Source organism: Hyphomonas sp. FCG-A18, from assembly GCF_045287255.1.
Classification (GTDB): domain Bacteria; phylum Pseudomonadota; class Alphaproteobacteria; order Caulobacterales; family Hyphomonadaceae; genus Henriciella.
The window spans coordinates 2,168,455-2,191,603 of record NZ_CP137142.1 but is presented as its reverse complement, the minus strand read 5'-3'; the positions used below and the strand labels follow the sequence as shown (position 1 = coordinate 2,191,603).

Here is a 23,149-nt window from a genome sequence, read left to right as displayed (position 1 = left end):
GCTTGTGGCAGGGTACGGGTATGACCACAGCATCGAATTCTCATCCGCCTCGCCACTATCCCACACGCGGGGCCAAGTGTGCGGACCTCACCGTGCATTTAAGTGGCATCGTGCTCGCGATCGTAGGGGCGTTCTTCCTGATCATCCTCTCAGCGCAGTCGGGAAATCTTGGAAGAGTAGCGGCGGTCAGCATCTATTCCGCGGGCATTATTGCCATGCTGAGTTTCTCGGCGATCTATAATTTTGCATCTCCGCAGAAACGTCCAAGTCTACGGCGCTTTGATTATGCAGGAATTTTTCTGATGATCGCCGCATCGTACACACCGTTCACCACCCAGCGCCTGGAAGGTGGGTGGGCCGTAGGTATGACTTTGGCCGTATGGAGCCTGGCCGCGTTCGGAATCTTTGCGAAATTCTTCCTGCCGGGCCTCAGCAAGCGGTTCTGGGTGGTGTTTTACATCGCGCTTGGTTGGCTGGTCGTCATTGCCCTTGGGCCAATGTTGGCAGCGGTGCATTGGGTCTCGCTCTTACTGCTTCTGATTGGCGGGGTGATTTATACGCTGGGCGTCATCTTCCACATGATGCGGTCGCTGACCTATAATCGCGCCATCTGGCATGGGCATGTCGTGACAGCGGCTGGAACCCATTGGGCTGCGGTGCTGATCGGTGTGGTCCTGGTGCCAGGGCAGGGGCCAATCTAAGCGTGATTAGCCAATAACCAGCGTGCAACGCTCTTCAAGACTTGGCCGGGCCAGTGTGACTTTGGCAAGGCCGGGCAGGCGTGGTTTCAGGTCATTCGCCACCCAGAGGCAGATGCGCTCAAGGGTTGGCACTTGCAGGCCTTCAATCTCGTTGAGCAGGCAATGATCCAGCTTGCCAGCGGTCTCTTGCAGGATCGCGGTCAGATCAGAGAAATCCTGCACCCATTCCTCACGTGGCTTCACGGTGCCAGCCACCGTCACTTCGAGACGGAATGAGTGGCCGTGCAGGTTCTTGTATGGATGACCGTCAGGCTTGTGCTCCATGAAGTGAGCCGCTTCGAAATGCACCGCTTTGGTGATTTCAAAGACCTGTCCCGCCACGTCTAGGGCAGTCCGATCAGTTTGTGTGTCTGTAAGCTCAATCGCCATTTCGGATACTTCATACAATAGGCGGCGGTTGCCGCGATGTTTTCTGCTTGGCCCGTATCATCTTTGGGTTGCAGGAAAAAGTGCTCAAACTGCATATGTTCAAAGCATGAAGGCTGCGCTTCAGGCTCAGTTTGGGGGTAAACCAGCTTCAATTCATTCCCTGATGCCTGTTTTAAGGGCGCATTCGCTTTGGGACTGACGCATATCCAGTCAAGCCCTGGCGGGGCCAGAATGGTTCCATTCGTTTCGACGCCCACTTCGAATCCTGCTGCATGTAGAGCGGCGATGGCTTCCTCATCCAACTGCAGCAGGGGCTCGCCGCCTGTGCAGATGACATAAGGCTGTCCCCCTTCAGGCCCGTCTTTCATCCAGACAGATTTGACATGCGCAGCCAGCGCCCCTGCGCCTTTAAACTTCCCGCCATTCACCCCATCCGTTCCGACAAAGTCCGTATCGCAGAAATTGCAGATGGCGCCCGCTCGGTCCTTCTCCAGTCCCGACCAGAGATTGCACCCAGAAAAGCGTAGGAAGACGGCAGCGCGTCCGGTCTGCGCGCCTTCCCCTTGCAGGGTCACATAGGCTTCTTTGACAGAATAGGTTTTCATCGTCTGGGGTCCGGTTCAGGCGGGCACAGTCCCGCGCCATGCCTCATACCCTTTCGCGCGCAGCTCGCAAGCTGGGCATGTTCCACAGCCATAGCCCCAGTCATGGCGATGGGTTCGGTCACCGAGATAACAGGTATGGGTCTCTTCGATAATGATTTGCGTCAGCGCGTCGCCGCCCAGTTGCTCTGCCATTGCCCAAGTCTCAGCCTTATCAAGCCACATCAGGGGTGTGTCGATGTTAAAGGCTCGGTCCATGCCGCGTGTGAGCGCCAGTTGCTGTGCATCCAAAGTCGCGCGGCGACAATCGGGATAGCCTGAATAGTCTGTTTCACACATCCCGCCAACGAGTGTACCGATCCCGCGACGCCAGGCCAGCGCGCCAGCCAATGTCAGGAAAAGTAGGTTTCGTCCGGGTACGAACGTATTCGGCAAGCCATTCTCGGCAATCTCGATCTTGGCTTCAGTGGTCAGGCTGGTCTGGCTGATCTCGCCGAGAACCGGGATGTCCAGAACATGATCTTCGCCGAGCTTACTGGCCCAGTCCGGAAACGCACCGCGAAGCGAATCACGTACGGTTTCGCGACAGGTCATTTCAACATCGTGGCGTTGCCCATAGTGAAATCCAATGGTTTCGACATGATCGAACCGTGACATAGCGTAGGCTAGGCAAACGGTAGAATCCTGGCCGCCAGAGAAGAGAACCAAAGCTGAAGTCTGGGTCATTTGCTAGGCTCCTATTACCCTTTTTATAGCACTCTTGCTGCATTCGCATGTGTGTCACAGAATTCACACACTCTGCTTTGAAATTGTATTACCCCTAGGTCAATTATTGACAAACTGTCACACGTAACCCTGTCATGGTGATTGAGGTAGTCCCCGACAAGATGGGACGCCCGTGAGGAAACGCAAATATCACAGATGCTCAATCATAGAGCATCGTGGGAGGAGTTAGCTTATGAAATCCACAAGACGCATGAATTGTATCTTGTTGGCAGGGGCGTCTGCGGTGGCCATGTCAGCCACTGTTCCCCTCGCCAGCGCACAAGATAGTGAAGGCAGCGAACGCACGCTTGATACTGTCGTTGTGACGACACAGAAACAGGCTGAGAGCATTCAGGATGTTCCGATTGCTGTCTCTGCATTTGATGAAAGTGCTTTGGAAAACCTTCAACTTGCCGGTGGTCCGGATCTGGTGAAATCGATTCCAAACGTGTCCTTCACCAAGGGCAATTTCACCAGCGCCAATTTCAAGGTGCGCGGTATTGGTAACGACGCAGTTGGCAACTCTACGGATGCCGGGGTTGGCGTTCACCAGAATGACGTTCCACTGACCCAGAACCGTCTGTTCGAAGCTGAGTTCTTCGATGTTGAGCGTGTTGAGGTTCTGCGTGGACCGCAGGGTACCCTCTATGGACGGAACGCGACTGCCGGTGTGGTCAACGTGATCACCGCCAAGCCAGTCATGGAAGAATTTCAGGCCGATGTCCGCGCGACAGTTGGGAATTTCAGCACGGCCAAGCTCAAGGGCATGGTCAACATTCCAATTGGTGAAACGCTTGCGCTTCGTTTGGCAGGCTCTGGCCTGTCCAGAGATGGCTATGTCACCAATGAGGTGACCGGCAATGATGTCGATGATCGCTCACTCTTCGGGCTTCGCGGCACACTGGCCTGGGAACCAACGCTAGACTTCCGCACATGGGTCAGTGTTGAGCATTTTGAAGAAGATGACTCGCGTCTGCGCTCGGGGCGCCAACTTTGTAAGAGCGATCCGTTCGATACCACATTTGCTGGTCTACCGATTGCACCTGAGGATCAGATTTACACCTCGATTGGTTGTGTGGACGCCCCGCTTGACCAGAGCCGTGAAGTTACCAATTCAGCAGCGTCTCTAGGCGGTGGTCTCGGCATCGCGGCAGGCCTTCTAACAGGCAATGCGTTTGAAGGGGTAACCGTGGGTGATCTCAGATCGATTGATTCCGCAATTGATCCGAAATATCTTGCAGAGCAGACGCTTTATACATGGCAGGCGCAATATGATGTCACAGATAATCTGACGTTGACTTATCTGGGCAGTTTCAATGAAAGCTCGGTTGATTCAGTTGAGGATTATAACAAAGTCTCACCAACGGTGGCCTTCAACGATCTCTCTGGGATTCCACCAGGTGTTAGCCCGGCAGCTGACCTGTATAATGCACTCTTCCCGGGCGGTGTCGTTGCCGACCCACAGGTTGGGACATCAAACATCTTCCGTACGTTTGACCAGTCTTCGTTGGCGACTGAGCAGACAACCCATGAATTGCGTTTGCAGTCTGATTTCGATGGTCCGTTCAACTTCAACCTTGGCGTGATCTCGGTCGATTTTGAAACCGGTGGGGATGTCAATGACAGCTTCTTCGTCTTCGGTAACACGCTGACTGCGGTCGCTCTGACCAATAATGCGATTTATGGGGCAACCCTTCAGGGGGCTTTGGCCGGTGGGGCTACACAGGCTCAAGCCGTTGCCGCTGCTGAAGCAGCCTCTATTCTGGGCGGACTAGTTCCAATCGATACATCCAATCCGGGTGATGGACTGGCGTCAAATGCTGATGGCAATGGTCGTAACTATTTCCGCTCTGTCTCGCCATACACGCTGGAAAGCTTCGCGGTCCTAGCGGAAGGCTATTACGATGTTAATGACGACCTTAAGCTGACTCTGGGTGTTCGGTATACGGATGACCAGAAAGAGCAGCTGAACCGTCCATCACTTCTGTTCACGCCAACGAACGTGGTGCCAGAAGGCGAAACCGGAGCAACTCAGCTCGGCCAGCCGGAAGTTCTCGCTGTTGACTTCCAGGAAGTTACAGGCCGGGTTGGTTTTGACTGGTCACCAGATTTCAACTGGTCTGAAGACACGCTGATTTATGGTTTCTATTCCAAAGGCTATAAGGGGGGCGGGATTAACCCACCACAGCAGATCGGCGCAGAAGCCTTCCCGCAATTCTTTGATCCTGAATTCGTCAACTCCTTCGAGCTTGGTACGAAGAACACATTGGCAGGTGGCCTGCTTCAGCTGAATGCCAACGGCTTCTTCTATGACTATGAAGGCTATCAGATTACGCAGATCATCAACCGCTCATCTGTGAACTTCAATGTTGATGCTGAGATCAAAGGGCTGGAAATTGAAGCTCTATGGAGCCCGATTGCTAATCTGACCATCAATGCCAACCTTGGTTTGCTCGATACAGAAATTGTTGATGAGTATGCGGTTGATGTTCTGGACCGTACAGCCGGGGACCCGAACTTTGTGGTTCTCAAGAACGCCCTTAACTTTGCAAATTGTGTTGTCTCAGCGCAAGGCTATGCAACCGTGCTAGGCGCGATTGCTGGTGGTGCTTTGGATCCCGGCTCAACGGCTGGTCTGTGCCTTGGCAATTTCGCGGGGCAGGAAGCTGCTTTCGGTCTCGGTGACGTGACCTATACGGACGGTGACGGTACCCAGCGGACAATCGGTGCGCTCACCCCGTTTGAAGGGATTACCACGGACATTAGCGGCAATGCCATTCCTGGCGCGCCAGAAACCACGTTCAATCTGGGTGCTGAATACACTTGGGTGAACATTAACGGTGGTGACTATGAGTTGACGCTTCGTGGGGACTATTATGTTCAGGGCGAAAGCTTCAGCCGTGTCTGGAACACATCCCGAGACGAGCTGGAAAGCTGGGATAATATCAACGTTTCATTGCGTTTGGCTAACACAGCCGATAACTGGTTCGTTGAAGCGTTTGCCAAGAACCTTATGGACGAAGATGTGATCACCGGGGCTTACCTGACGGATGACAGTTCTGGTCTGTTTACAAACGTCTTCCTGAATGAGCCTGGCACATTCGGGATCACGCTTGGCAGAAGCTGGTAAAATCTCCGGGGCCAAGGCTCCACAGGGGGAGAGGGGAAGGGCGGTCTTTCAGGGCCGCCCTTCTTTCATTTTTGGCCCTTTGTCCTATCTCTGTGCCAAACACATTCTGGAGGAAATCAGATGTTCCGTATTGCCGCGTCTAGTCTTGCGATTCTTTCCCTTGCCGCCTGTTCAGGTCAGCCTGCCACACCTGAGCCTTTGGCCGATGGCAGCCTGGTGTCTGAGGATGGTTTGAAGCTGGTTCCACTCGCAGAAGGGCTTGAGTTTCCTTGGGGGCTCGCAGAGCTTCCAGATGGTAGCCTGCTCGTGACCGAGCGCGAGGGGCGTCTGCGCCTGATCACGGCGGACGGGCTGGTTGAGGCGCCTCTGACAGGCTTGCCAGACGATATTTTGGTCGAACGACAGGGCGGTTTGCTCGGCATTGTCCTCGACCCAGGCTTCGCTACCAATCGCAAGCTCTATCTGTCTTATGCCAAGGGTCCGCTAGAGACGAATACAACTGCTGTGATCTCTGCCACCTTGTCCGGGGATGCCACGGCGCTCTCCGATGTCACGGAAATCTTTACTGCTGCGCCACGGTCCACGGGTTTCCACTTTGGCTCACGCCTTGTTTTCCTGCCCGATGGATCTTTGATGATCAGCCTGGGCGATGGGGGGCGCTATATGGAAGAATCGCAGGACCCGCAAAACCTGCATGGGTCAATCGCGCGAGTAATGCCGGATGGCAGCGTGCCTGCGGATAACCCTTTTACTGATGGCAGTGGCCACCCCGCACTCTGGTCCTATGGCCACCGCAATGTGCAGGGCATGGTCTATGATGCCACTCGCGATATTCTGTACGCGCATGAGCATGGTCCCAAAGGCGGAGACGAGTTGAACGTGGTTGAGCCAGGCAAGAATTATGGCTGGCCGACTATTACGTATGGCATCAACTATGATGGTTCGATCATCACCGATCAAACCGAAGCGCCCGGTATGGAACAACCAATTGTCAAATGGGTGCCATCTATCGCGCCATCGGGCATGGCGCTGGTCCAGACCGAAGGGTTTGAGGACTGGAAAGGGGATCTGCTGATTGGCGGTATGAATGGTCCAGCCGGGGTCAAATTGGTTCGCGTTGCGCTGGATGATGCGGGCAATGTTACCGGTACAGAGGACCTGCTGGAGGATCTGAATGTCGCCTATCGCGATGTGATCTCAACTCCAAGCGGGATCTATGTCGCCACGACGGACCTCGATGGCTTTGTCTATCGTGTTGAGAAAACGGACTAGGGGCTAAACCCCGCGCCGGGACCGCAGGGCCGTGGCGAGTGTGCCATCATCAAGATGGTCCAACTCGCCGCCAACCGGCACGCCATGCGCCAGTCTGGTGACGGTCACGCCGAGCGGTTCCAACTGCTCGGCAACATAGTGCGCGGTTGTCTGCCCATCCACCGTCGCATTTAAAGCGAGGATCACCTCACGGATATCGCCGCCTTTCACACGATCGACCAGCATGCCAATCGTCAGGTCTTCTGGGCCAACGCCGTCCAGCGCGCTCATCACTCCGCCCAGCACATGATAGCGCCCACGGAAGGCTTGCGCGCGCTCCAGCGCCCACAGATCTGGGACATCTTCCACGACACATAGAAGGCCTTCATCCCGGCCAGTCGATTGGCAAACCGCGCAGGGCTGCAGCGTGTCATAATTCCCGCAGACCTGGCATTGTTCAATTTTATCCGCCGCTTCGGCCATGGCTTCGGCCATCGGCCTGAGTAGGCTTTCCTGACGCTTGAGCAGAAAGAGCGCGGCCCTTCGGGCTGAGCGTGGGCCGAGCCCAGGCAGGCGCGCAATCAGATCGATCATGCGTTGGATTTCAGGGCCGGCGGATGACTTGCTCATGCGGGCGAATATGCGGGAATCGCAAAGGCTGGCAAGTCAGTTCAGCGGTCAGCTAAACGATCCAGAGCGGCCTGCCGTCTGGCACTATTGGCGTCTAAAGCCGTTTTAACCTGGCGGAGAATTTCCGGGCGCGCCGTTTCGGGGGTGCCGCCGGATAAAGGCTCTGGGTCATATTCTATCCCCAGCTGTATGGCTTCAGCGACATCCCGGCCACATCTTTTGGCGATGATCTGAAAACCAAAATCAATGCCAGCCGTCACACCGCCTGCTGTGATGCGGTCGCGATCGATAACAACGCGCTGGCGTACAGGCTCAGCGCCAAAGGCCTTTAATTGCTCGGCCCAAGCCCAGTGGCAACCAGCCTTGTACCCCTCAAGCAGACCAGCCGCCGCAAGCACGAGCGAGCCGGTACAGACCGAGGTCATCAGATCAGCGGTTTCGGCTTGCTGGCGCAGCCATGTCAGGATCTCATCGTCAACCATTAAGTCCGTGCAGGCAAACCCGCCAGGAATACAGACCATGTCGTACCGGACCTGATCATTAATCGTGTGCGCTGGCGTAAAGGTCAGGCCGCAATCTGATTGTAACGGATCTGTCGTTTTCCAAACAGTTGTTGTTTCTGCGCCAGGCATACGGTGCAATACTTCGTATGGCCCGGTGAAATCGAGTTGTGTCATGCCGGGATAGATCAGAAATGCAATCTTGTATGGCGTATCAGTCATTGTCGGTGCCTCATGTTTTGCTTTTGGCATGGGTATTCGTTCGACGCTATGGCGTAAATGACAAAAACATGTCATTTTACGACAATGACCAAACACGTAACGCTTCTCGCCGGGCATGGTGCACAGGTTCTGGACATCACAGGACCTGCCGCAGTATTTAGTGCCGCAAATGATGCCAGGCCCGATCAGCCAACCTATCAGGTTGATGTCGTATCCCCCTATGGCGGCTTGATTGAGACCATATCCAGCGTGACCCTGAGCTCGAAAGCCATTGGCGAAATTGATCCAAAACGGGTTGATACAATGCTGGTCGCAGGTCATCAGAGACCCGGAATGCTGGCCTTAATCCGCGATAAACGTGCCAAGGAATGGACCTGCTCTGTTTCTGAAACGGCGCGGCGATGGGGCTCTGTCTGTTCAGGGTCCTTCGCTCTGGCGGCATGGGGGTTGCTGAATGGAAAAACAGCGACGACGCATTGGGCAAATATTACCGAGCTTGCTGAACGCTATCCAAGCACAGACGTCGATCCAGATGCGCTCTATGTGACCGATGGGCATATCTGGACCTCAGCTGGTGTAACAGCAGGGATCGATATGAGCCTGGCCATGGTCGAAGAGGACCTGGGCACGGATATCGCCGCAGAAATTGCCCAGCGGCTTGTCCTCTATCTGCGTCGCCCAGGCGGACAATCGCAATTCTCTACTCCCATGAAGCGTCAGTGTGATGCTGCTACCCCTTATGACGATGTCATACGCTGGGCAAAAGCAAACCTGCATACCTCGCTCAGCATTACCGTCCTTGCAGAGAAGGCAGGCCAGACGACGCGGACGTTTCAGCGCCACTTCAAGGCGAGGCTTGGCCAATCCCCGGCAGCTTACATTGAGACTTTGCGGATTGAACGCGCCAAAGCCCTGATACAGTCAGATGTAAAACTAAAGACGGTCGCTGCTGACCTCGGTTACACATCGGCCAGCCAGCTTACCAGCGTGTTCAGACGCCGGGTTGGCTTGTCACCATCGGTCTGGAAGACGATGCATGGGACAGGGCGCGCTGTTTAGAACGGCATCTTGAAGCCGGGCATCATTCCGCTAAGTCCGCCCATAGCATTCTTCATGGCTTTTTCCATGGCAAGATCGAGATTGGTCTTGGCTTCCCGGTGTGCCGCCTTGATCAGGTCTTCAATGATCTCAGCGTCATCGCCCATGAGGGATGGATCAATCTTGACCGAGACCAGCTCACCTTTGCCCTTCAGGACGACGCGGACAAGGCCTGCCCCGGCAATGCCTTCAGCTTCAGTGGCCTCCACCTCGGCTTGCGCGGCTTGCATCTTTTCCTGCATCTGCTGGGCTTGCTGCATGATTTTGGAAAGGTCGGTCATCCTGTATCCTTCGGTCTGATAGGCACGACATTGTCGGGCAAAGCGTCATCTTCAAGAGGGGTGATGCCATCGACTTCGATAATCTCTGCGCCAGGCAGGGCCGCGAGGGCCGCAGCGACGGTCGGATGCGCCTTGGCAGCAGCAAACCGTGCCTTGCGCATACGCGCCTCGCGTTCGCGCGCGGTTTCGGCCTTGGTATCAGCAAAGCTGACTTCCCAGTCCATATCGGTTTCATTTTCCAGAAAGTCGGTCAGACGACGTAACAGGTCCGGCGGTGCGCCGTTTGCCACTGCGCAAATGAGCTTTCCGGGTTCAAATGTATCGGCGCGCAGATATTGCCGGACTTCTCCCCACAGGCGCACTTCTTTGCGTGCATCAAGACGGGTAATCACATCATCCAGATTATTGAGCGGGCCGTCATGGGTAGGCGCCGCAGCTGCGGCTTCAGGCTTTCCCGGGGCGCTCGTGGCCCCTCCTGTCGCTCCATTGGCCAGCATACGCGCGGCTTCTTCCGGGCTGGGCAGGCTGGCGGCGGCCACAAGGCGCAGGATGACCATGCGCAGGGCCGTGTCTGCCTCTGGCGCGGTTTGCGTATCGCGGTAGCCATTGAGCAGGATTTGCCAATTGCGCTGCGCCTGTGCCGGGGTCAGTTTCGCAGCGATAGCATGTGTGCGCGTCGTCCAGTCCGCCGGGCCGGGCAGGGTATAGCTCTCACCAGCAGCTTGAACCGTGGCAATATCCGCGGCGATTTCCAGCATATCTTTGAGGATCACCAGCGGGTCAGCCCCGGCATGGATCTGGTCCGCGACTTCAGTGACGGCCTTTTGCGCCTCGCCCTCGATGGCGAGTTCAAATGCATCAAGCAGGCGCAAGCGATCACCAAGGCCGAGCATATCGCGGACTTTCTCACCGCTGACCTGATCGCCATCCAGCGCTTGCACAATCGCCTGATCAAGAATGGACAGGCCATCGCGGACAGAGCCCTCAGCGGCACGGGCAATCAAGGCGAGGCCTTCTTCGGTGACTTTCGCGCCTTCTTTCTCAGCAATCTTGCCGAGATGCTCGGCCAATCGTTCGGTCTCAAGACGTTTGAGATCAAAACGCTGACAGCGCGACAGCACGGTAATCGGGACTTTGCGGATCTCGGTCGTTGCAAAGATGAATTTCACATGCGCCGGGGGTTCTTCCAGCGTTTTCAACAGGGCATTGAACGAGGCAATGGACAGCATATGCACCTCGTCAATGATGTAGATTTTATAGCGCGCAGAAACCGGGGAATAGCGCACCCCATCGAGCAGCTCACGCATGTCAGCAACGCCTGTGCGCGAAGCCGCATCAAGCTCTAAAACGTCAGGATGGTTGCCAGCCATGATCGCATTGCAGAAATCGCCGGGTGGGTTCAGCTCCATGCTCGGGGCGTCCTGTCCCTCGCGCGTATAGTTGAGCGCGCGAGCCAGCAGGCGCGCCGTCGTGGTCTTCCCGACCCCGCGGACCCCGGTCAGCATGAAAGCGTGCGCAACGCGTCCAGTTTCAAACGCATTGGTCAGTGTCCGCACCATCGCTTCCTGACCAATCAGGTCAGAGAACAGGCGCGGGCGGTACTTACGGGCGAGGACCTGATAGCCGTCCTGCTGTGGCGCGCCCATCTCAGCCTCTCCAAACATGGAGAAAGTCTGGTCATCACGCTCTTCAGCATCGGTTTCAGGCGAGTCACTCATGACACTAGCTTATGGCAGGGACTCTGGGGGGACGGCAAGACAGCTTACGCTTGCTTGGGGTCTTTCTTTGGGGCCGGAGCAAGCCGCATAACTTCCGTCTGGTAGCGCTCATCAGCTTCAGTCAGCAAAAGGGGCAATGCGCGCGAGCAGGCATCGATCAGGGTATCGCGCCAGCTTTCATCGGCCTTTGCGAAGTCTGACAGCACATAAGGCATGACCCGCGACTTATCACCCGGATGACCAACGCCCATGCGAATGCGCCGAACCTCTGGCCCAAGATGGGTAAACATAGACCGCACGCCATTATTGCCCGAATGGCCGCCGCCGCGCTTCACCCGCAAACGCCCTTCGGCAAGGTCAATCTCGTCATGGAAAACGGTAACGTCTTCAGGGGACAGCTTGTAGAAATCGATGGCCGCGCGCGCGGCCCGGCCTGTTTCATTGTAATAGGTTTCCGGTTTGAGCAGCAGGACTTTCTGACCGCCAATCCGGCCATCGCAGGCTTGCCCCTGAAACTTCTTACGCCACGGGCTGAAGCCATAATCACTGGCAATCGCGTCCATGACCATGAAGCCGATATTGTGTCGGTTTCCGGCATATTTGGCGTCCGGATTTCCCTGTCCAACCAGAATATGGTCCACGGTTTTCTCCCCGTCTTCAACCCCAGAAACAGATACGGCGGGGGAGCCGAATAGCCACCCCGCCGCACGTTGTACTATGCTTTTCAGCACTATGCTTCAGCAGCGTCGTCGCCGTCAGACTGCTTGATGGCCTCAACCTCATCAGCCTCTGGCGCGCCTTCGTCCTCTTGGGCGTCAGCGGAGATACCGCGACCAACAACAGAAGCGATGGTGAAGTCACGATCTGTAATCGTTGGCTCCGCGCCACCTGGCAGGTCGATATTGGAAATCTTGACGTTATCACCGATGTCGAGACCGGTCAGGTCAGCAACCAGCTCGTCTGGAATGCTGTCGGCACGGACGTTCAGCTCAACCGCATGACGCACAACGTTCAGCGCGCCGCCCTTCTTCAGGCCAGGTGAGGCTTCTTCGTTGACGAAGTTCACGGTGACTTCAACGGTAATGATCTGGTCGCGCTTAACGCGGAACAGGTCGACATGCTCAGGCTGGTCAGAAACAGGGTGCATTTGGATCGCCTGTGGGATCACCAGCTGCTTCTTGCCTTCGTGGACAAGCTGAGCGGTTGAAGACAGGAACTGGCCTGTGTTGATCGCGCGGATCACTTCACCTTTTTTCAGGTTGATCGCGACTGGGTCTTCACCGCCGCCGTAAAGCACGCCGGGTACAAAACCGTTGCGACGGGCTTCACGTGCGCCGCCTTTACCAGTGCGCTCGCGCACTTCGACATTAAATGTAATTTGCTTGGACATAGTTTTTCCTTTCGCCCTGAAGTCCGCCGCTCCATGTTTTGGAGTGGTGACAGCCTGACAGGAACGGCCTCTCGCCGCCCTTTCTGTAAGGCGCTGCCTATACACGGCAGGGCTGAGAAAAACAACCGGTTTGCCACATCACCATCCTGTAACTTGACGAAATCACTTGCTACATGTGTAATGCCATGTGTGTAACAGGGAAAGAGGGTCCATTATGGCCGAACCAAACGCGTCAGAACTCGCGCTATTGAAGTATCTATGGCAGAGCGGTCCACAGACCGCGCGAGATTTGCATGAAGCGATTGGGCCAGCGCAAAACTGGCAGCTTTCGACAACCCGCACTGTGTTGTTGCGGATGGAGAAGAAGGGCTGGGTTGCCCGTGATCCTGACACTGACCCGACCACTTTCAAAGCCGCGATTGATCGTGTTGAAACCCTTGGCACGCTTGTGCGCACGCTGGCCCGGAAAGTGCTCGACATGGATGGTCCCATACCAGCGGCTCTGTTTGCCGAAAGCCCACATCTGTCTGATGCCGAGCTTGATGAGCTGGATGCCATAATCAATACCGCCGAGGAGGAGGGACGATCATGATCCCGGTAACCTGGTTTATTCTTTTCAGCTTGATCTGGACAGGGGTCCTGACCCTGGCAGCTTTTGCGATGACGCGTGGCCCGATCAATGCCCCGTTCGCGCATCGGGTTTGGCAAGCGGCCGCTGGTCTTATGGTTGTGCCCTGGGCTTTGTGTCTGGCCGCCCCGTTTCTAAAAACCGCTCCTGTGCCAACGCCAATCCCGGATACATTTGAGGGGAAGCCGTTCTTTGATACGGGCGTTTTGGATGATGCTGCAGCGACGGGTTTCAGTTTTGAGCTGCCTAATCTTGGCATGATCCTGATCGCGCTTGTTCTCGCGGGCTGGGCCGTTCACTTGTTCCGCTATGGGCTTGCTCAGATGCGCTTGCAACGCATCAAGCGCGCGTCTGAACCCGCTCAGATGCCTCGTGCCGCCGCATTGGCTGAGGCAGCTGGCCTTTCACGCACACCTGAGCTTCGTTTGTCATCCTGCGGTTCTCCTTTCATTGCAGGCATTTTGCGCAAGACTGTCTATGTGCCTGCGCCTTTGATGAATGCAGAAGACCTGCCGGCCATCTATATTCACGAGTGTCGGCATGCTGCGCGCGGTGATCTGATTGCCCGCCCGATCGAGCGCACCCTGTGTGCTGTTTTCTGGTTCTCCCCCTTCATTCGTTTGATGCAGCGACAGCTTGATCACTGGCGCGAGGCTGCCTGTGATGCTGAAGCCGCCGCCGCTTTGAAGGACCCGGTCGGCTATGCGCGGGCTCTCGCACGTACCGCGCGGATGGCTCGTGCGATGCAGGCGCAAGCCATCCCGGTTTCTCCGTTTATCCCGCCTCGCAATAAGAGCCTCTCGGAGCGGCTGAGCCATTTGCTTGATGCAAAGCCAAAGCAGCAACGTAAGTCAGTTGCGCTTGTGGGCGGGATCGTCGCGCTCTGCATGGCGCCAATTGCCCTTGCACAGGTAAGCGGCGGCGCCTCAAGTGCTACGGTTGCTTTCACCCACCCTGTGACCAAGCATAAGATTGCCAAGGTCACGAGCAATTATGGCGAACGCAAAGATCCGTTCACCAAGCAATTGAAGTGGCACAATGGGACCGACATTAAAGGCAATATCGGGGATTATGTTTTTGCCCCTGCGCCAGGTACGGTCGTCTTTGCAGATATGAAAGGCGATTATGGCAAGACCGTTGAGATTGCCATGGCGGATGGCCGCAAGCTGCGCTTTGCCCAATTGTCAGAGATAAAAGTCTGGGTCGGTGACAAAGTCGAAGCAGGCAACAAAATCGGTATGATTGGCAAGACTGGCCGTGCCACTGGTCCACATCTTCACTTTGAGGTCTGGGTTGATGATGAGCCCGTCGATCCGGAGACTGTTGACGGCCTCGTGCTGGTTAAGGGCTACTAACCAGCACTAATGGCGGCCACCATAGCGCGAGCCTTTTCAGCGGTTTGCGCAGGTGTGTCGCCGGGCTTGTAGAGGGTTGATCCGCACCCGGCACCGCTGGCGCCCGCAGTAATCCAGTCCGAATAGGTTTGTGGGTTGACCCCACCAACAGCCAGAACGTTGATTGTCTCTGGCAGAACGGCTTTCAGCGCTTTGAGATGGGCCGGGCCGCCTGTGTCAGCTGGGAACAGCTTCAATGTGGTCGCTCCGGCCTTGATTGCGGTAAACGCTTCACTGGCGGTGAAAACCCCCGGCATGGGTTCCAGGCCACGGGCAAGGCTTTGCCGGATAACGGCCGGATCCGTATTGGGTGAGACAATGATCTGCCCGCCGGCATCCGCAACGGCGTCCACCTCTTCAGCTGTCAAAACCGTGCCTGCACCGATAATGGCGCGACCGTTTAGAGTGTTGGCGAGGATTGCAATGCTCTCCAGCGGGCTGGGGGAATTGAGGGGGACTTCCATGATCCGAATACCGACTTCATAGAGCGCTTGCCCTATGGCTTCGGCCTCATTTGGTCTGATGCCGCGCAGGATTGCAACAATCGGACAGGTCGCCAAAGCCTCGCGAACCGCTTCTCTGGTACTCATGTGATGACCCCTCCAGCCTTGGCGAGGGCTACCAGCCCTTTGGCCACACAGGTTTCGCTTGAATAGGTTGCGGTATCAATCCCAGCAAGGCTCAGAACCTGGCTGAACTTCTGACTCAAAGCGTCCGCCCCAATGATCGACACTACTTCTCCGGAGAGGGATAACGCTTCACAGGCTGGCCCGATATCGCGACCAATCAGTAACCCTGACAGGAAGGCCTCACTATGCTTTGGCAGAAGGTCGCCCGCCAGAATACGTGCACGGGCAGCAAATAGACGATGCAGCGTGTCACCCCCCTCAGGATCTAACCCAAGACGTGCCCCGGCTTCAAAAGCGGCCTCATCATAGACCTGTTTGACAGAAGCTTGCAGGATGGTGGTGGTGCTCAGGGCAGCAAACACTTCACCCGTCATCGCTGTGTTGAAGCGTGTGATCGCATCATCAGAAACCTCAACCCATTTGGTATGGGTTCCCGGTAAGCACAGTGCCGCATCCGTTTTCTCTGTGAGGGAGAGCCAACCGATCAGCTCGACCTCTTCCCCGCGCATACGCTCTGGCTCGCCAAGCCAGCTCCGTCCCGCAATACCGGGCACAATACCCAGCGTGCTTGTGCCGTTTTTGCGCCAATCAATGGCGTTGGCCAGTGCGTCAGTCGTGACAGGGGCATCGACATAGCCTGTCTCCAACCAGCCGAGGTTTGAGCCAACCATCCCGCACAGCATATGAACCGCTTGCGGGGCTTCAGCCTGCCAGTCTGAAACCATGTCGAACCATTGCGCCTCTTGCTCATCTGGTGTGATGGCGCTGACCCCCTGGCCAGTACGAATATCGGTGATGATCTCGCCATAGGCAGAGACCCCAAAGGCACGCAGGTTGGACGTCCCCCAATTGCCACAGATCAGTGCAAGATCGCTCATGGTTTTGTTTAACCGGTTTTCTCTTGGCATCCAGCCACAAAAAAAGCCGCCCCATGAGGAGCGGCTTTTCTAGGTTGTATGCGCGTTAGCGTTTAGCCTTTAACGCTTGCCACGACGCCGGCGCCGACGGTACGGCCGCCTTCACGGATCGCAAAGCGCAGGCCCTGGTCCATGGCGATCGGCTGGATCAGCTCAACATCCATCTTCACATTGTCACCCGGCAGGACCATTTCCTTGTCCGCTGGCAGGGTCACAACACCGGTCACGTCTGTGGTCCGGAAGTAGAATTGTGGACGATAGTTGGTGAAGAATGGCGTGTGACGACCACCTTCTTCTTTCGTCAGGATGTAAGCCTCAGCTTCGAATGTTGTGTGTGGGGTAATGGAACCCGGGGCACACAGAACCTGACCGCGCTGAACGCCGTCACGATCGATACCACGGATCAGAACACCAACATTGTCACCGGCCTGGCCCTGGTCGAGCAGCTTGCGGAACATTTCAACACCGGTACAGGTGGTTTTCTGCGTGTCGCGGATACCCACGATCTCAACTTCGTCACCAACCTTGATGATCCCGGTCTCAACCCGGCCGGTCACAACCGTACCACGGCCAGAGATTGAGAACACGTCCTCAACCGGCATCAGGAATGGCTTGTCGAGCGGACGCTCAGGGGTTGGGATATACTCATCAACCGCCGCCATCAGCTCAAGGACTTTTTCCTTACCGATATTGTCGTCACGGCCTTCAACCGCTGCCAGCGCAGAACCGGCAATGATCGGAATATCGTCGCCTGGGAAGTCGTAAGAACTCAGCAGTTCACGGATTTCCATTTCAACCAGCTCAAGCAGCTCTTCATCGTCAACCTGATCAACCTTGTTCATGAAGACAACCAGAGCCGGCACGCCAACCTGACGGGCGAGCAGAATGTGCTCACGGGTCTGTGGCATTGGGCCGTCAGCCGCGTTCACAACCAGGATCGCGCCGTCCATCTGGGCCGCACCAGTGATCATGTTCTTAACATAGTCAGCGTGACCTGGGCAGTCGACGTGAGCGTAGTGACGGTTCTCTGTCTCATACTCAACGTGGGCAGTGTTAATGGTAATGCCGCGGGCTTTCTCTTCCGGCGCACTGTCAATGTCTTCATAAGACTTCGCCGCACCGCCAGTCGCTTCCGCAAGCGTCATCGTAATCGCCGCCGTCAGCGTCGTCTTACCGTGGTCAACGTGGCCGATCGTGCCAATGTTCACGTGCGGCTTTGTACGCTCAAACTTCTCCTTGGCCATCTGGGCCTCCTTCAAATCAGTGTCCGGCCCTCCGGACAGGTGGTTTTCGTCAGGGATCGAATAAAATCCCGTTCAAGCGGGCCACATACACATGGGCGCGCACAGTTTCAAGCGCCTAGAACGGTATCGAGCACAGAACAGCAGTTTTCCGCATTATTCGAGGAGGTTGTTGCCATATGGGCACGATGGGTGAAATGGGCGTTTACTGAAAAATCAGGTCTGCGCACTATAAACCCAAGCTGACTTGTCATGGGTGACGCTTTCAGGGTTTTGTATACAGATTAAATCATGACCGACCTGATCGCCCATGCTGACCGTTTGTCTGCCCAATCTCTGAAATCCCTTGCCACGACGCGCGGCGAGACGGCCCTTACGGCTTGTGGTTGGACTATGGATACCGCGCGGCAATATCTGGACGGGGATGTCGAAACAGCGCTGCTGGAACAGGCAGAAGCTGCCGGGCTATCAGAGGCGATCAAAGCGCTGTTTAGCGCTGAAATCGTCAATCCGTCCGAGGATCGCCCCGCACTGCACTGGGCCTTACGCACGACAGAACCGACTAATCCAGAAGCAAAGGCGGTCTGGGCGAGCCTGCAGCCAGCTTTCGCGTTTGCTGAAAGCATTCGCGATGGCACGCTGAAGACGCCCGCCGGGGAGCGCTTCTCCGCTATTTTGCATATTGGCATTGGCGGCAGTGACTTTGGCCCCCGTCTGATCGCAGATGCCTTTGCTGACAAAACCCATCCTGAGATCACTTTGCGTTTTGCCGCTAATGTTGATCCGTTTGATCTTGAGCGCGCGCTAAACGGTCTGGACCCTGCTACGACACTGGTGATCGGGGTTTCAAAATCCTTTGGCACGGAAGAGACGCTCTATAATCTGGGCCGGGCGCGTAAATGGCTTGAAGCGCGTCTGGGTGAGGCCGCTGTCGATCACCTCGCGCTCGTCACCTCTAATCCACAGCGCGCTGCAGAATGGCTGGGCAAACAGCCTGCGCACCTCTTCGATATGCCAGCCAGCATTGGCGGGCGATTCTCGTTATGGTCGACCGCCTCGCTCAGTTGCATCATCGCGCTTGGCGTGGAGACATTCAAAGCCATCCTTGCTGGGGCAGAGGCCATGGACAGCCATGTCCAGACTGCGCCCATGGCGACAAACATGCCGGTACAACTGGCTCTGCTGGATTACTGGAACGCCACCATTCGCGGGGAGAAGATGCGCGTTGCGCTCGCCTATGCCAGCCGCTTGCGCATGTTGCCAGCCTATCTCCAGCAATTGGAGATGGAATCGAATGGTAAAACCGTAAGTCCGGATGGTGCCCCTGTTGCCGGAGCAACCGCCCCGGCCCTATGGGGCGGGGAAGGCTCAATCGGCCAGCATTCCTATCATCAATGGCTGCATCAGGGGGCGCAGAGTGTGCCGACCGAGTTCATCCTGGCGCTCGACAAAGGTGCTGAACCGGAGGGGCAAACGGCCCTGATCGCGCATTGCCTGGCTCAGGCTGAAGTGCTCGCCAATGGTCGCAGTTTTGAAGAGGTGAAAACCGCTGAGCCGGACCTGCCAGATCACGTCGCTGCCCAGAAGGTGCATGCTGGCGGGCGGCCTTCAACCCTCTTGTCCTGTGCGGATTTTACGCCGCAAGCCTTTGGTAGCCTGCTCGCGCTTTATGAGCACCGCACCTATCTGGCAGGTAAACTCTGGGGCCTGAACCCGTTCGATCAGTGGGGCGTTGAGCGTGGTAAGACGATGGCAGGGCGTTTAAAACCTGTTCTGCGCGGGGAAGAACACGCGAGTGATCCGATCACAGCGCGCCTGATTGATCAGCTTAAACGATAGAGATCTTCTGGCTGCTACGCCTCAATCAAAAAAGCGGGCCGAAGCCCGCTTGAATTAGTTCAGCTTGTCGACCTGAGTGTAATCGAGATCCACCGGGGTCGCCCGGCCAAAGATTGAGACGTTCACTTTCAGGCGGCCTGTTTCGGCGTCGAACTCGTCAACATTGCCTTCAAAGCCCTGGAAGGCACCTTCATTAACGCGCACTTCCTCACCAATCTCGAACATGATGGTTGGCTTGGCGCGTTCTTCAACTGGCTCGTCAGCTGTGCCAAGGATACGGTCAACTTCGCGCTGAGGCACGGGCAGGGGCTTCTTACCCCCATCGGCACCAAGGAATCCGGTCACTTTCGGTGTGTCTTTGACAAGGTGATAAACATCATCGGTCAGAACCGCTTTCATCAGGACATAGCCCGGGAAATAGCGCTTCTCGATGGTGCGTTTCTTACCACGAATAACTTCAACAACCTCTTCGGTTGGCACTTCCATTTCCTCGATCATGTCCTCGAGGCCCTTCATCGCGGCTTGGTCGCGAATGGCTTGTGCCACCTTCTTTTCGAAGTTGGAATAGGCGTGAACGATATACCACTTGGCTTTTGCCATCTTAAAAGTCCTAGTTTCCAAGGCCGGTGATCAACCGGACGATTGACCCGATTGCGAGGTCGGACAGGAACAGAAACAGGGCGATAATCACAGACATGACAATCACCATGATCGTGGCCTGAATGGTCTCTTGAGTAGAGGTCCAGGTCACTTTTTCCCCTTCGGCGCGCACCTGGCGGGCGAACGTGATCGGGTCAACGCTTTTCTTGCTGTCCTTGTCGGCCATTGAAGAGGTTCCTGACTGTTTGGGAGTAAACGGTTGGTCCGTTATGAAGGGACCCATACTCCGGCTTTGTGACTTTGTATAGTCAGGTGGGTGTAATGGGCCAGATACGCAAGATGAGGCGCAAGATCAGGATTGCCGGAAGACCGTTACGCCAGCCGGAGCCAGCATTGTGTCCCCGCGAATGCATTCACCCTCAAACAAGCCGCTAATGTCCTGCATTTTCGAACCGTAATTGAAGACGAAAGTTAGATCGCCACGCCGGCGTACGCGCAGCCCCTCAGGCAGTATGGCCGCAGGAAGACCTTTGGCCGTGAGCAGGCGTGCGGTGAGCGCTTCCAGCAAGGCCGTATCTGGCCAGGCATTAAGGTAGGTGATTGCCCCGGACTGATAGCAGAGACCATGGCCACTCTTAAGACGCCAGAGCGGTTCCAGATCGCTCTCAACATGTTCTAGCCAGCGCGAGATCGTAAACCCGTTAGCTTGTTCGACATGACCGGGGCGCAGGCTTTCAACGCGCGGAATAGTGATTGGGAGGGCCTTTTTGAGCGAGCCAGGGGCAAGGCCATCGGCGATTTGCAAAGTGTGCGTTTTGGAGCCTGTGCGTGGGCCAAACAGGACTTGCGCACCGCTCTCAATGAGGCGCGTGACATCGCCCCCATTCAGCATAGGCTGGCAGGGCACGGTGATCAGATCATAGCCGCTAAAGTCCGCATCTATTGGGATAATATCCACATCCAGCCCGAACCGACGCAGGGCGGTATAGAACAGGAAGACAAGTTCCTGATGCCAGAAACTCTTTCCCTGTGGTTGGGTCTCAATCACCCAATGGCTTTCATAATCATAGACCAGCGCGACTTTCGCCTTTTGTGGCGATGCAGGTGCGCCAAAGGTGGCCATATCTTCTATCACGGCCGCCGCCTCTGCGCTGGCAATATCGGGCGACAGGTCTGGACGGTTCAGCCCGGCATGCATTTGCTCTTGTGCAAACGGGGCCTGCCGCCAGCGAAAGTACGAGACGAGCTCTGCGCCGTGCGCATAAGCCTCAAGGCTCCATAGCCGGACCATGCCGGGCAGGGGCGCTGGGTTATACCGGGCCCAATTCACTGGGCCGGGTTGTTGTTCCATCACGCCGAAACGTCCGCGCCCGGTGCCGCGATAAAGATCGTGGTGGAAGGCGGCAAAGTCCGGATGCCCGGTACGCATATGGGTCAGCTTGGTTTGATTGTCCCACCAGGCCTGCTCCAGAAAGCCGAGTGGATAGGAATCCCAAGTCGAGACATCCACCTGCGCGCCTACTGGATAATGGTCAAATTCGGTAAAATGCCCCATGAAATTATGCGTCAGCGTCGCATTCGGAGCATACCGACGCAGGATTTCAACCTGCATGGCATTATAGTCTGCGACCTGATCAGAGCTGAAGCAGCGCCAGTCGAGGACATGGCTCGGGTTCGGCTCTGTCACCGTCGCAAGGGGCGGATCAACCTCGTCAAAACTGCGATACTCCTGACTCCAGAACACCGTCCCCCAAGCCGCATTCAGCGCGCCAATCTCACCGTAAAGATCGGCCAGCCACGCTCGAAACGCAGCGCGCGCGTCCGGGTCATTGCTCTCCACTGTGTTGTGACAGCCATATTCATTATCGGTCTGCCACCATGTGACGGCAGGGTGGCTGCCATAGCGCTGCGCCATGGCCTCAACAATGCGGGCACTTTCCCGGCGATAGGTTTTTGAGCTGAAGGAATAATGCCGCCGTGACCCGAATGTGCGGGGTCGCCCATGCGCGTCACAAGGCAGGATGTCAGGGTGCGCATCAATCAGCCATTTCGGCGGTGTCGCTGTCGGTGTGCCGAGGCAAATCTCCAGCCCGGCCTGCGCCAGGGTTGCAATCGCCCGATCGAGCCAGTCCCAGTCATACTGCCCCGGCTGCGGTTCAATCCGGCTCCATGCAAACTCGCCAATCCGCACCAGCGACAGGCCGAGCGCCTTCATCCGCGCGGCATCTTCGGCCCATTGGCGCTCTGGCCAGTGTTCAGGATAGTAGCAGACGCCGAGTTTCATGATCTCGCTTCTCCCCATTCCGGCACGGCCAGGCCCGGCACATCGACCTCCAATGCAAACAGGCACCCGGCGAGCGGCTGGCGGTCAAGCGCCGCATTCGACAGTCCTACGCGTGCGCTAGTGATATACAGTGTTTTCAGGTCCGACCCGCCAAAAGCGAGACTTGTGGGCCGTGACACGGGCAACTCGACAATCCGGTCAATAGCGCCGTCGGGTGCATAGCGCACAATGCGAGAGCCCGCCCATTGCGCATTCCACAGGAAGCCCTCGGCATCGATCACAGAGCCATCAGGATAGCATCCAGCGCGGATCGTGTCGGCAAACACCCGCCGCTCAGTCAGCACGCCGGTTTCTGGATCGTGGTCAAAGGCGAAAATCTCCTGCCCGGCACTGTCGCAGGTGTAAAAGGTCCGCCCATCCGGGGAGAATTGGAATGTGTTGGTGACCATGACTGGGTCAAACCGCATGGCTTCGACCGTGCCGGGTGCAGACAGGCGATAATACTGCCCGCGTGGCTCTTCCTCGGCATTATCCATGGTGCCAAACCAGAAACTGCCATCCGGGGCCATACCGCCATCATTGGTGCGGTTGCCATCCGGTTCCTGCTCAAGTTGTACGATACGTTCATAGCCTTCGGTTTCGGGGTCATAAAGGCCCGCTTCGCGGTCCCCCAGCATCAGCAACTGCCCCTGATACATGGCCAGCGCGCTAGCATGGATGGGCAGGTCATAACGGCGCGTATTGCCTGTCTTGGGGTTGTACCGGTGCAGCTTGGCGCGCTTGATATCGACCCACCAGAGAAAGCCTTCACTGCGGCTCCAAAGCGGCCCTTCACCCAGCAGGCAGCCTGTTGGCGCAACACACTCAACCTTCGACATGGATGCACCCTTCTTAAGACAA

23 protein-coding genes are annotated in these 23,149 nt (G+C 56.4%); 7 read left to right on the top strand and 16 right to left on the bottom strand.

Going from position 1 to position 23,149, the window contains the following annotated elements:
- The first annotated feature begins 20 nt into the window (after nucleotides 1-20).
- Nucleotides 21-701 carry a hemolysin III family protein gene (locus RYZ27_RS10910; protein WP_406679540.1) on the top strand — a complete coding sequence of 227 codons (681 nt, stop codon included), beginning with the start codon at nucleotides 21-23 and terminating at the stop codon, nucleotides 699-701.
- Nucleotides 702-707: 6 nt separating this feature from the next.
- On the opposite strand, the gene queD is transcribed toward RYZ27_RS10910, so the two are convergent.
- The 3 genes from queD to queC are packed head-to-tail and all read right to left on the bottom strand — an operon-like array spanning nucleotide 708 to nucleotide 2,458.
- Nucleotides 708-1,130, bottom strand: a complete 423-nt coding sequence (queD, locus tag RYZ27_RS10905) for a 6-carboxytetrahydropterin synthase QueD (protein ID WP_406679539.1) — start codon at nucleotides 1,128-1,130, stop codon at nucleotides 708-710.
- Nucleotides 1,085-1,735: a 7-carboxy-7-deazaguanine synthase gene (gene queE / locus RYZ27_RS10900; protein WP_406679538.1), complete on the bottom strand. Its 651-nt coding sequence runs from the start codon at nucleotides 1,733-1,735 to the stop codon at nucleotides 1,085-1,087. The genes queD and queE overlap by 46 nt, the downstream gene beginning before the upstream one ends.
- Before the next feature lie 15 nt (nucleotides 1,736-1,750).
- The gene (queC, locus tag RYZ27_RS10895) at nucleotides 1,751-2,458 is read right to left on the bottom strand and encodes a 7-cyano-7-deazaguanine synthase QueC (RefSeq protein WP_406679537.1); all 708 of its coding nucleotides are present in this window, start codon (nucleotides 2,456-2,458) and stop codon (nucleotides 1,751-1,753) included.
- 232 nt (nucleotides 2,459-2,690) lie between these two features.
- Between queC and RYZ27_RS10890 the strand changes: the two genes are divergently transcribed.
- Together RYZ27_RS10890 and RYZ27_RS10885 are read left to right on the top strand one after the other, a co-directional pair.
- Nucleotides 2,691-5,627, top strand: coding sequence for a TonB-dependent receptor (locus RYZ27_RS10890; protein WP_406679536.1), 2,937 nt, complete (start codon nucleotides 2,691-2,693; stop codon nucleotides 5,625-5,627).
- Between the two features lie 120 nt (nucleotides 5,628-5,747).
- On the top strand, nucleotides 5,748-6,899 hold the full coding sequence (locus tag RYZ27_RS10885) for a PQQ-dependent sugar dehydrogenase (protein WP_406679535.1): 1,152 nt from the start codon (nucleotides 5,748-5,750) through the stop codon (nucleotides 6,897-6,899).
- A 3-nt stretch (nucleotides 6,900-6,902) separates the two neighbouring features.
- On the opposite strand, the gene recR is transcribed toward RYZ27_RS10885, so the two are convergent.
- Nucleotides 6,903-7,508, bottom strand: a complete 606-nt coding sequence (recR, locus tag RYZ27_RS10880) for a recombination mediator RecR (RefSeq protein ID WP_406679534.1) — start codon at nucleotides 7,506-7,508, stop codon at nucleotides 6,903-6,905.
- 41 nt (nucleotides 7,509-7,549) lie between these two features.
- The gene (locus RYZ27_RS10875) at nucleotides 7,550-8,230 is read right to left on the bottom strand and encodes a DJ-1/PfpI family protein (RefSeq protein ID WP_406679533.1); all 681 of its coding nucleotides are present in this window, start codon (nucleotides 8,228-8,230) and stop codon (nucleotides 7,550-7,552) included.
- 84 nt (nucleotides 8,231-8,314) lie between these two features.
- Between RYZ27_RS10875 and RYZ27_RS10870 the strand changes: the two genes are divergently transcribed.
- The gene (locus tag RYZ27_RS10870) at nucleotides 8,315-9,289 is read left to right on the top strand and encodes a GlxA family transcriptional regulator (protein ID WP_406679532.1); all 975 of its coding nucleotides are present in this window, start codon (nucleotides 8,315-8,317) and stop codon (nucleotides 9,287-9,289) included.
- Here the strand turns inward: RYZ27_RS10870 and RYZ27_RS10865 are convergent.
- The 4 genes from RYZ27_RS10865 to RYZ27_RS10850 all read right to left on the bottom strand — a co-directional run bounded on the left by RYZ27_RS10865 (nucleotide 9,286) and on the right by RYZ27_RS10850 (nucleotide 12,717).
- The gene (locus tag RYZ27_RS10865; RefSeq protein WP_406679531.1) at nucleotides 9,286-9,609 is read right to left on the bottom strand and encodes a YbaB/EbfC family nucleoid-associated protein; all 324 of its coding nucleotides are present in this window, start codon (nucleotides 9,607-9,609) and stop codon (nucleotides 9,286-9,288) included. The two genes, RYZ27_RS10870 and RYZ27_RS10865, sit on opposite strands and share 4 nt — an antisense overlap.
- Nucleotides 9,606-11,327, bottom strand: coding sequence for a DNA polymerase III subunit gamma/tau (locus RYZ27_RS10860; protein ID WP_406679530.1), 1,722 nt, complete (start codon nucleotides 11,325-11,327; stop codon nucleotides 9,606-9,608). Before RYZ27_RS10860 ends, RYZ27_RS10865 begins: the two co-directional genes overlap by 4 nt.
- Nucleotides 11,328-11,371: 44 nt before the next feature.
- The gene (pth, locus tag RYZ27_RS10855) at nucleotides 11,372-11,968 is read right to left on the bottom strand and encodes an aminoacyl-tRNA hydrolase (RefSeq protein WP_406679529.1); all 597 of its coding nucleotides are present in this window, start codon (nucleotides 11,966-11,968) and stop codon (nucleotides 11,372-11,374) included.
- Between the two features lie 89 nt (nucleotides 11,969-12,057).
- Entirely contained in the window at nucleotides 12,058-12,717 is a 660-nt protein-coding gene (locus RYZ27_RS10850) for a 50S ribosomal protein L25/general stress protein Ctc (protein WP_406679528.1), read from the bottom strand.
- A gap of 214 nt (nucleotides 12,718-12,931) precedes the next feature.
- Between RYZ27_RS10850 and RYZ27_RS10845 the strand changes: the two genes are divergently transcribed.
- Both RYZ27_RS10845 and RYZ27_RS10840 read left to right on the top strand, forming a co-directional pair.
- Complete coding sequence (locus tag RYZ27_RS10845) at nucleotides 12,932-13,309, top strand: BlaI/MecI/CopY family transcriptional regulator (RefSeq protein ID WP_406679527.1); 378 nt, start codon at nucleotides 12,932-12,934, stop codon at nucleotides 13,307-13,309.
- On the top strand, nucleotides 13,306-14,700 hold the full coding sequence (locus tag RYZ27_RS10840) for a peptidoglycan DD-metalloendopeptidase family protein (protein ID WP_406679526.1): 1,395 nt from the start codon (nucleotides 13,306-13,308) through the stop codon (nucleotides 14,698-14,700). The genes RYZ27_RS10845 and RYZ27_RS10840 overlap by 4 nt, the downstream gene beginning before the upstream one ends.
- Here the strand turns inward: RYZ27_RS10840 and RYZ27_RS10835 are convergent.
- The 3 genes from RYZ27_RS10835 to tuf form a co-directional block, all read right to left on the bottom strand.
- The gene (locus tag RYZ27_RS10835) at nucleotides 14,697-15,329 is read right to left on the bottom strand and encodes a 2-dehydro-3-deoxy-6-phosphogalactonate aldolase (protein WP_406679525.1); all 633 of its coding nucleotides are present in this window, start codon (nucleotides 15,327-15,329) and stop codon (nucleotides 14,697-14,699) included. The genes RYZ27_RS10840 and RYZ27_RS10835 overlap by 4 nt on opposite strands.
- Entirely contained in the window at nucleotides 15,326-16,246 is a 921-nt protein-coding gene (locus tag RYZ27_RS10830; protein ID WP_406679524.1) for a 2-dehydro-3-deoxygalactonokinase, read from the bottom strand. The genes RYZ27_RS10835 and RYZ27_RS10830 overlap by 4 nt, the downstream gene beginning before the upstream one ends.
- Nucleotides 16,247-16,338: 92 nt before the next feature.
- On the bottom strand, nucleotides 16,339-17,529 hold the full coding sequence (gene tuf / locus RYZ27_RS10825) for an elongation factor Tu (protein WP_406679205.1): 1,191 nt from the start codon (nucleotides 17,527-17,529) through the stop codon (nucleotides 16,339-16,341).
- Between the two features lie 288 nt (nucleotides 17,530-17,817).
- On the opposite strand from tuf, the gene pgi reads away from it, so the two are divergent.
- A complete protein-coding gene (pgi, locus tag RYZ27_RS10820) occupies nucleotides 17,818-19,365 on the top strand; it encodes a glucose-6-phosphate isomerase (protein ID WP_406679523.1) in 1,548 nt (515 codons plus the stop codon).
- Nucleotides 19,366-19,419: 54 nt separating this feature from the next.
- Here the strand turns inward: pgi and nusG are convergent, their stop codons facing one another.
- The 4 genes from nusG to RYZ27_RS10800 all read right to left on the bottom strand — a co-directional run bounded on the left by nusG (nucleotide 19,420) and on the right by RYZ27_RS10800 (nucleotide 23,127).
- Nucleotides 19,420-19,965: a transcription termination/antitermination protein NusG gene (nusG, locus tag RYZ27_RS10815; RefSeq protein WP_406679522.1), complete on the bottom strand. Its 546-nt coding sequence runs from the start codon at nucleotides 19,963-19,965 to the stop codon at nucleotides 19,420-19,422.
- Between the two features lie 10 nt (nucleotides 19,966-19,975).
- Nucleotides 19,976-20,191 (bottom strand): preprotein translocase subunit SecE, encoded by a 216-nt coding sequence (gene secE / locus RYZ27_RS10810; protein ID WP_406679521.1) that lies wholly within the window; start codon nucleotides 20,189-20,191, stop codon nucleotides 19,976-19,978.
- 126 nt (nucleotides 20,192-20,317) lie between these two features.
- Nucleotides 20,318-22,249, bottom strand: coding sequence for a beta-galactosidase (locus RYZ27_RS10805; protein WP_406679520.1), 1,932 nt, complete (start codon nucleotides 22,247-22,249; stop codon nucleotides 20,318-20,320).
- Nucleotides 22,246-23,127 carry an SMP-30/gluconolactonase/LRE family protein gene (locus tag RYZ27_RS10800; RefSeq protein WP_406679519.1) on the bottom strand — a complete coding sequence of 294 codons (882 nt, stop codon included), beginning with the start codon at nucleotides 23,125-23,127 and terminating at the stop codon, nucleotides 22,246-22,248. The genes RYZ27_RS10805 and RYZ27_RS10800 overlap by 4 nt, the downstream gene beginning before the upstream one ends.
- Between the last annotated feature and the right edge of the window lie 22 nt (nucleotides 23,128-23,149).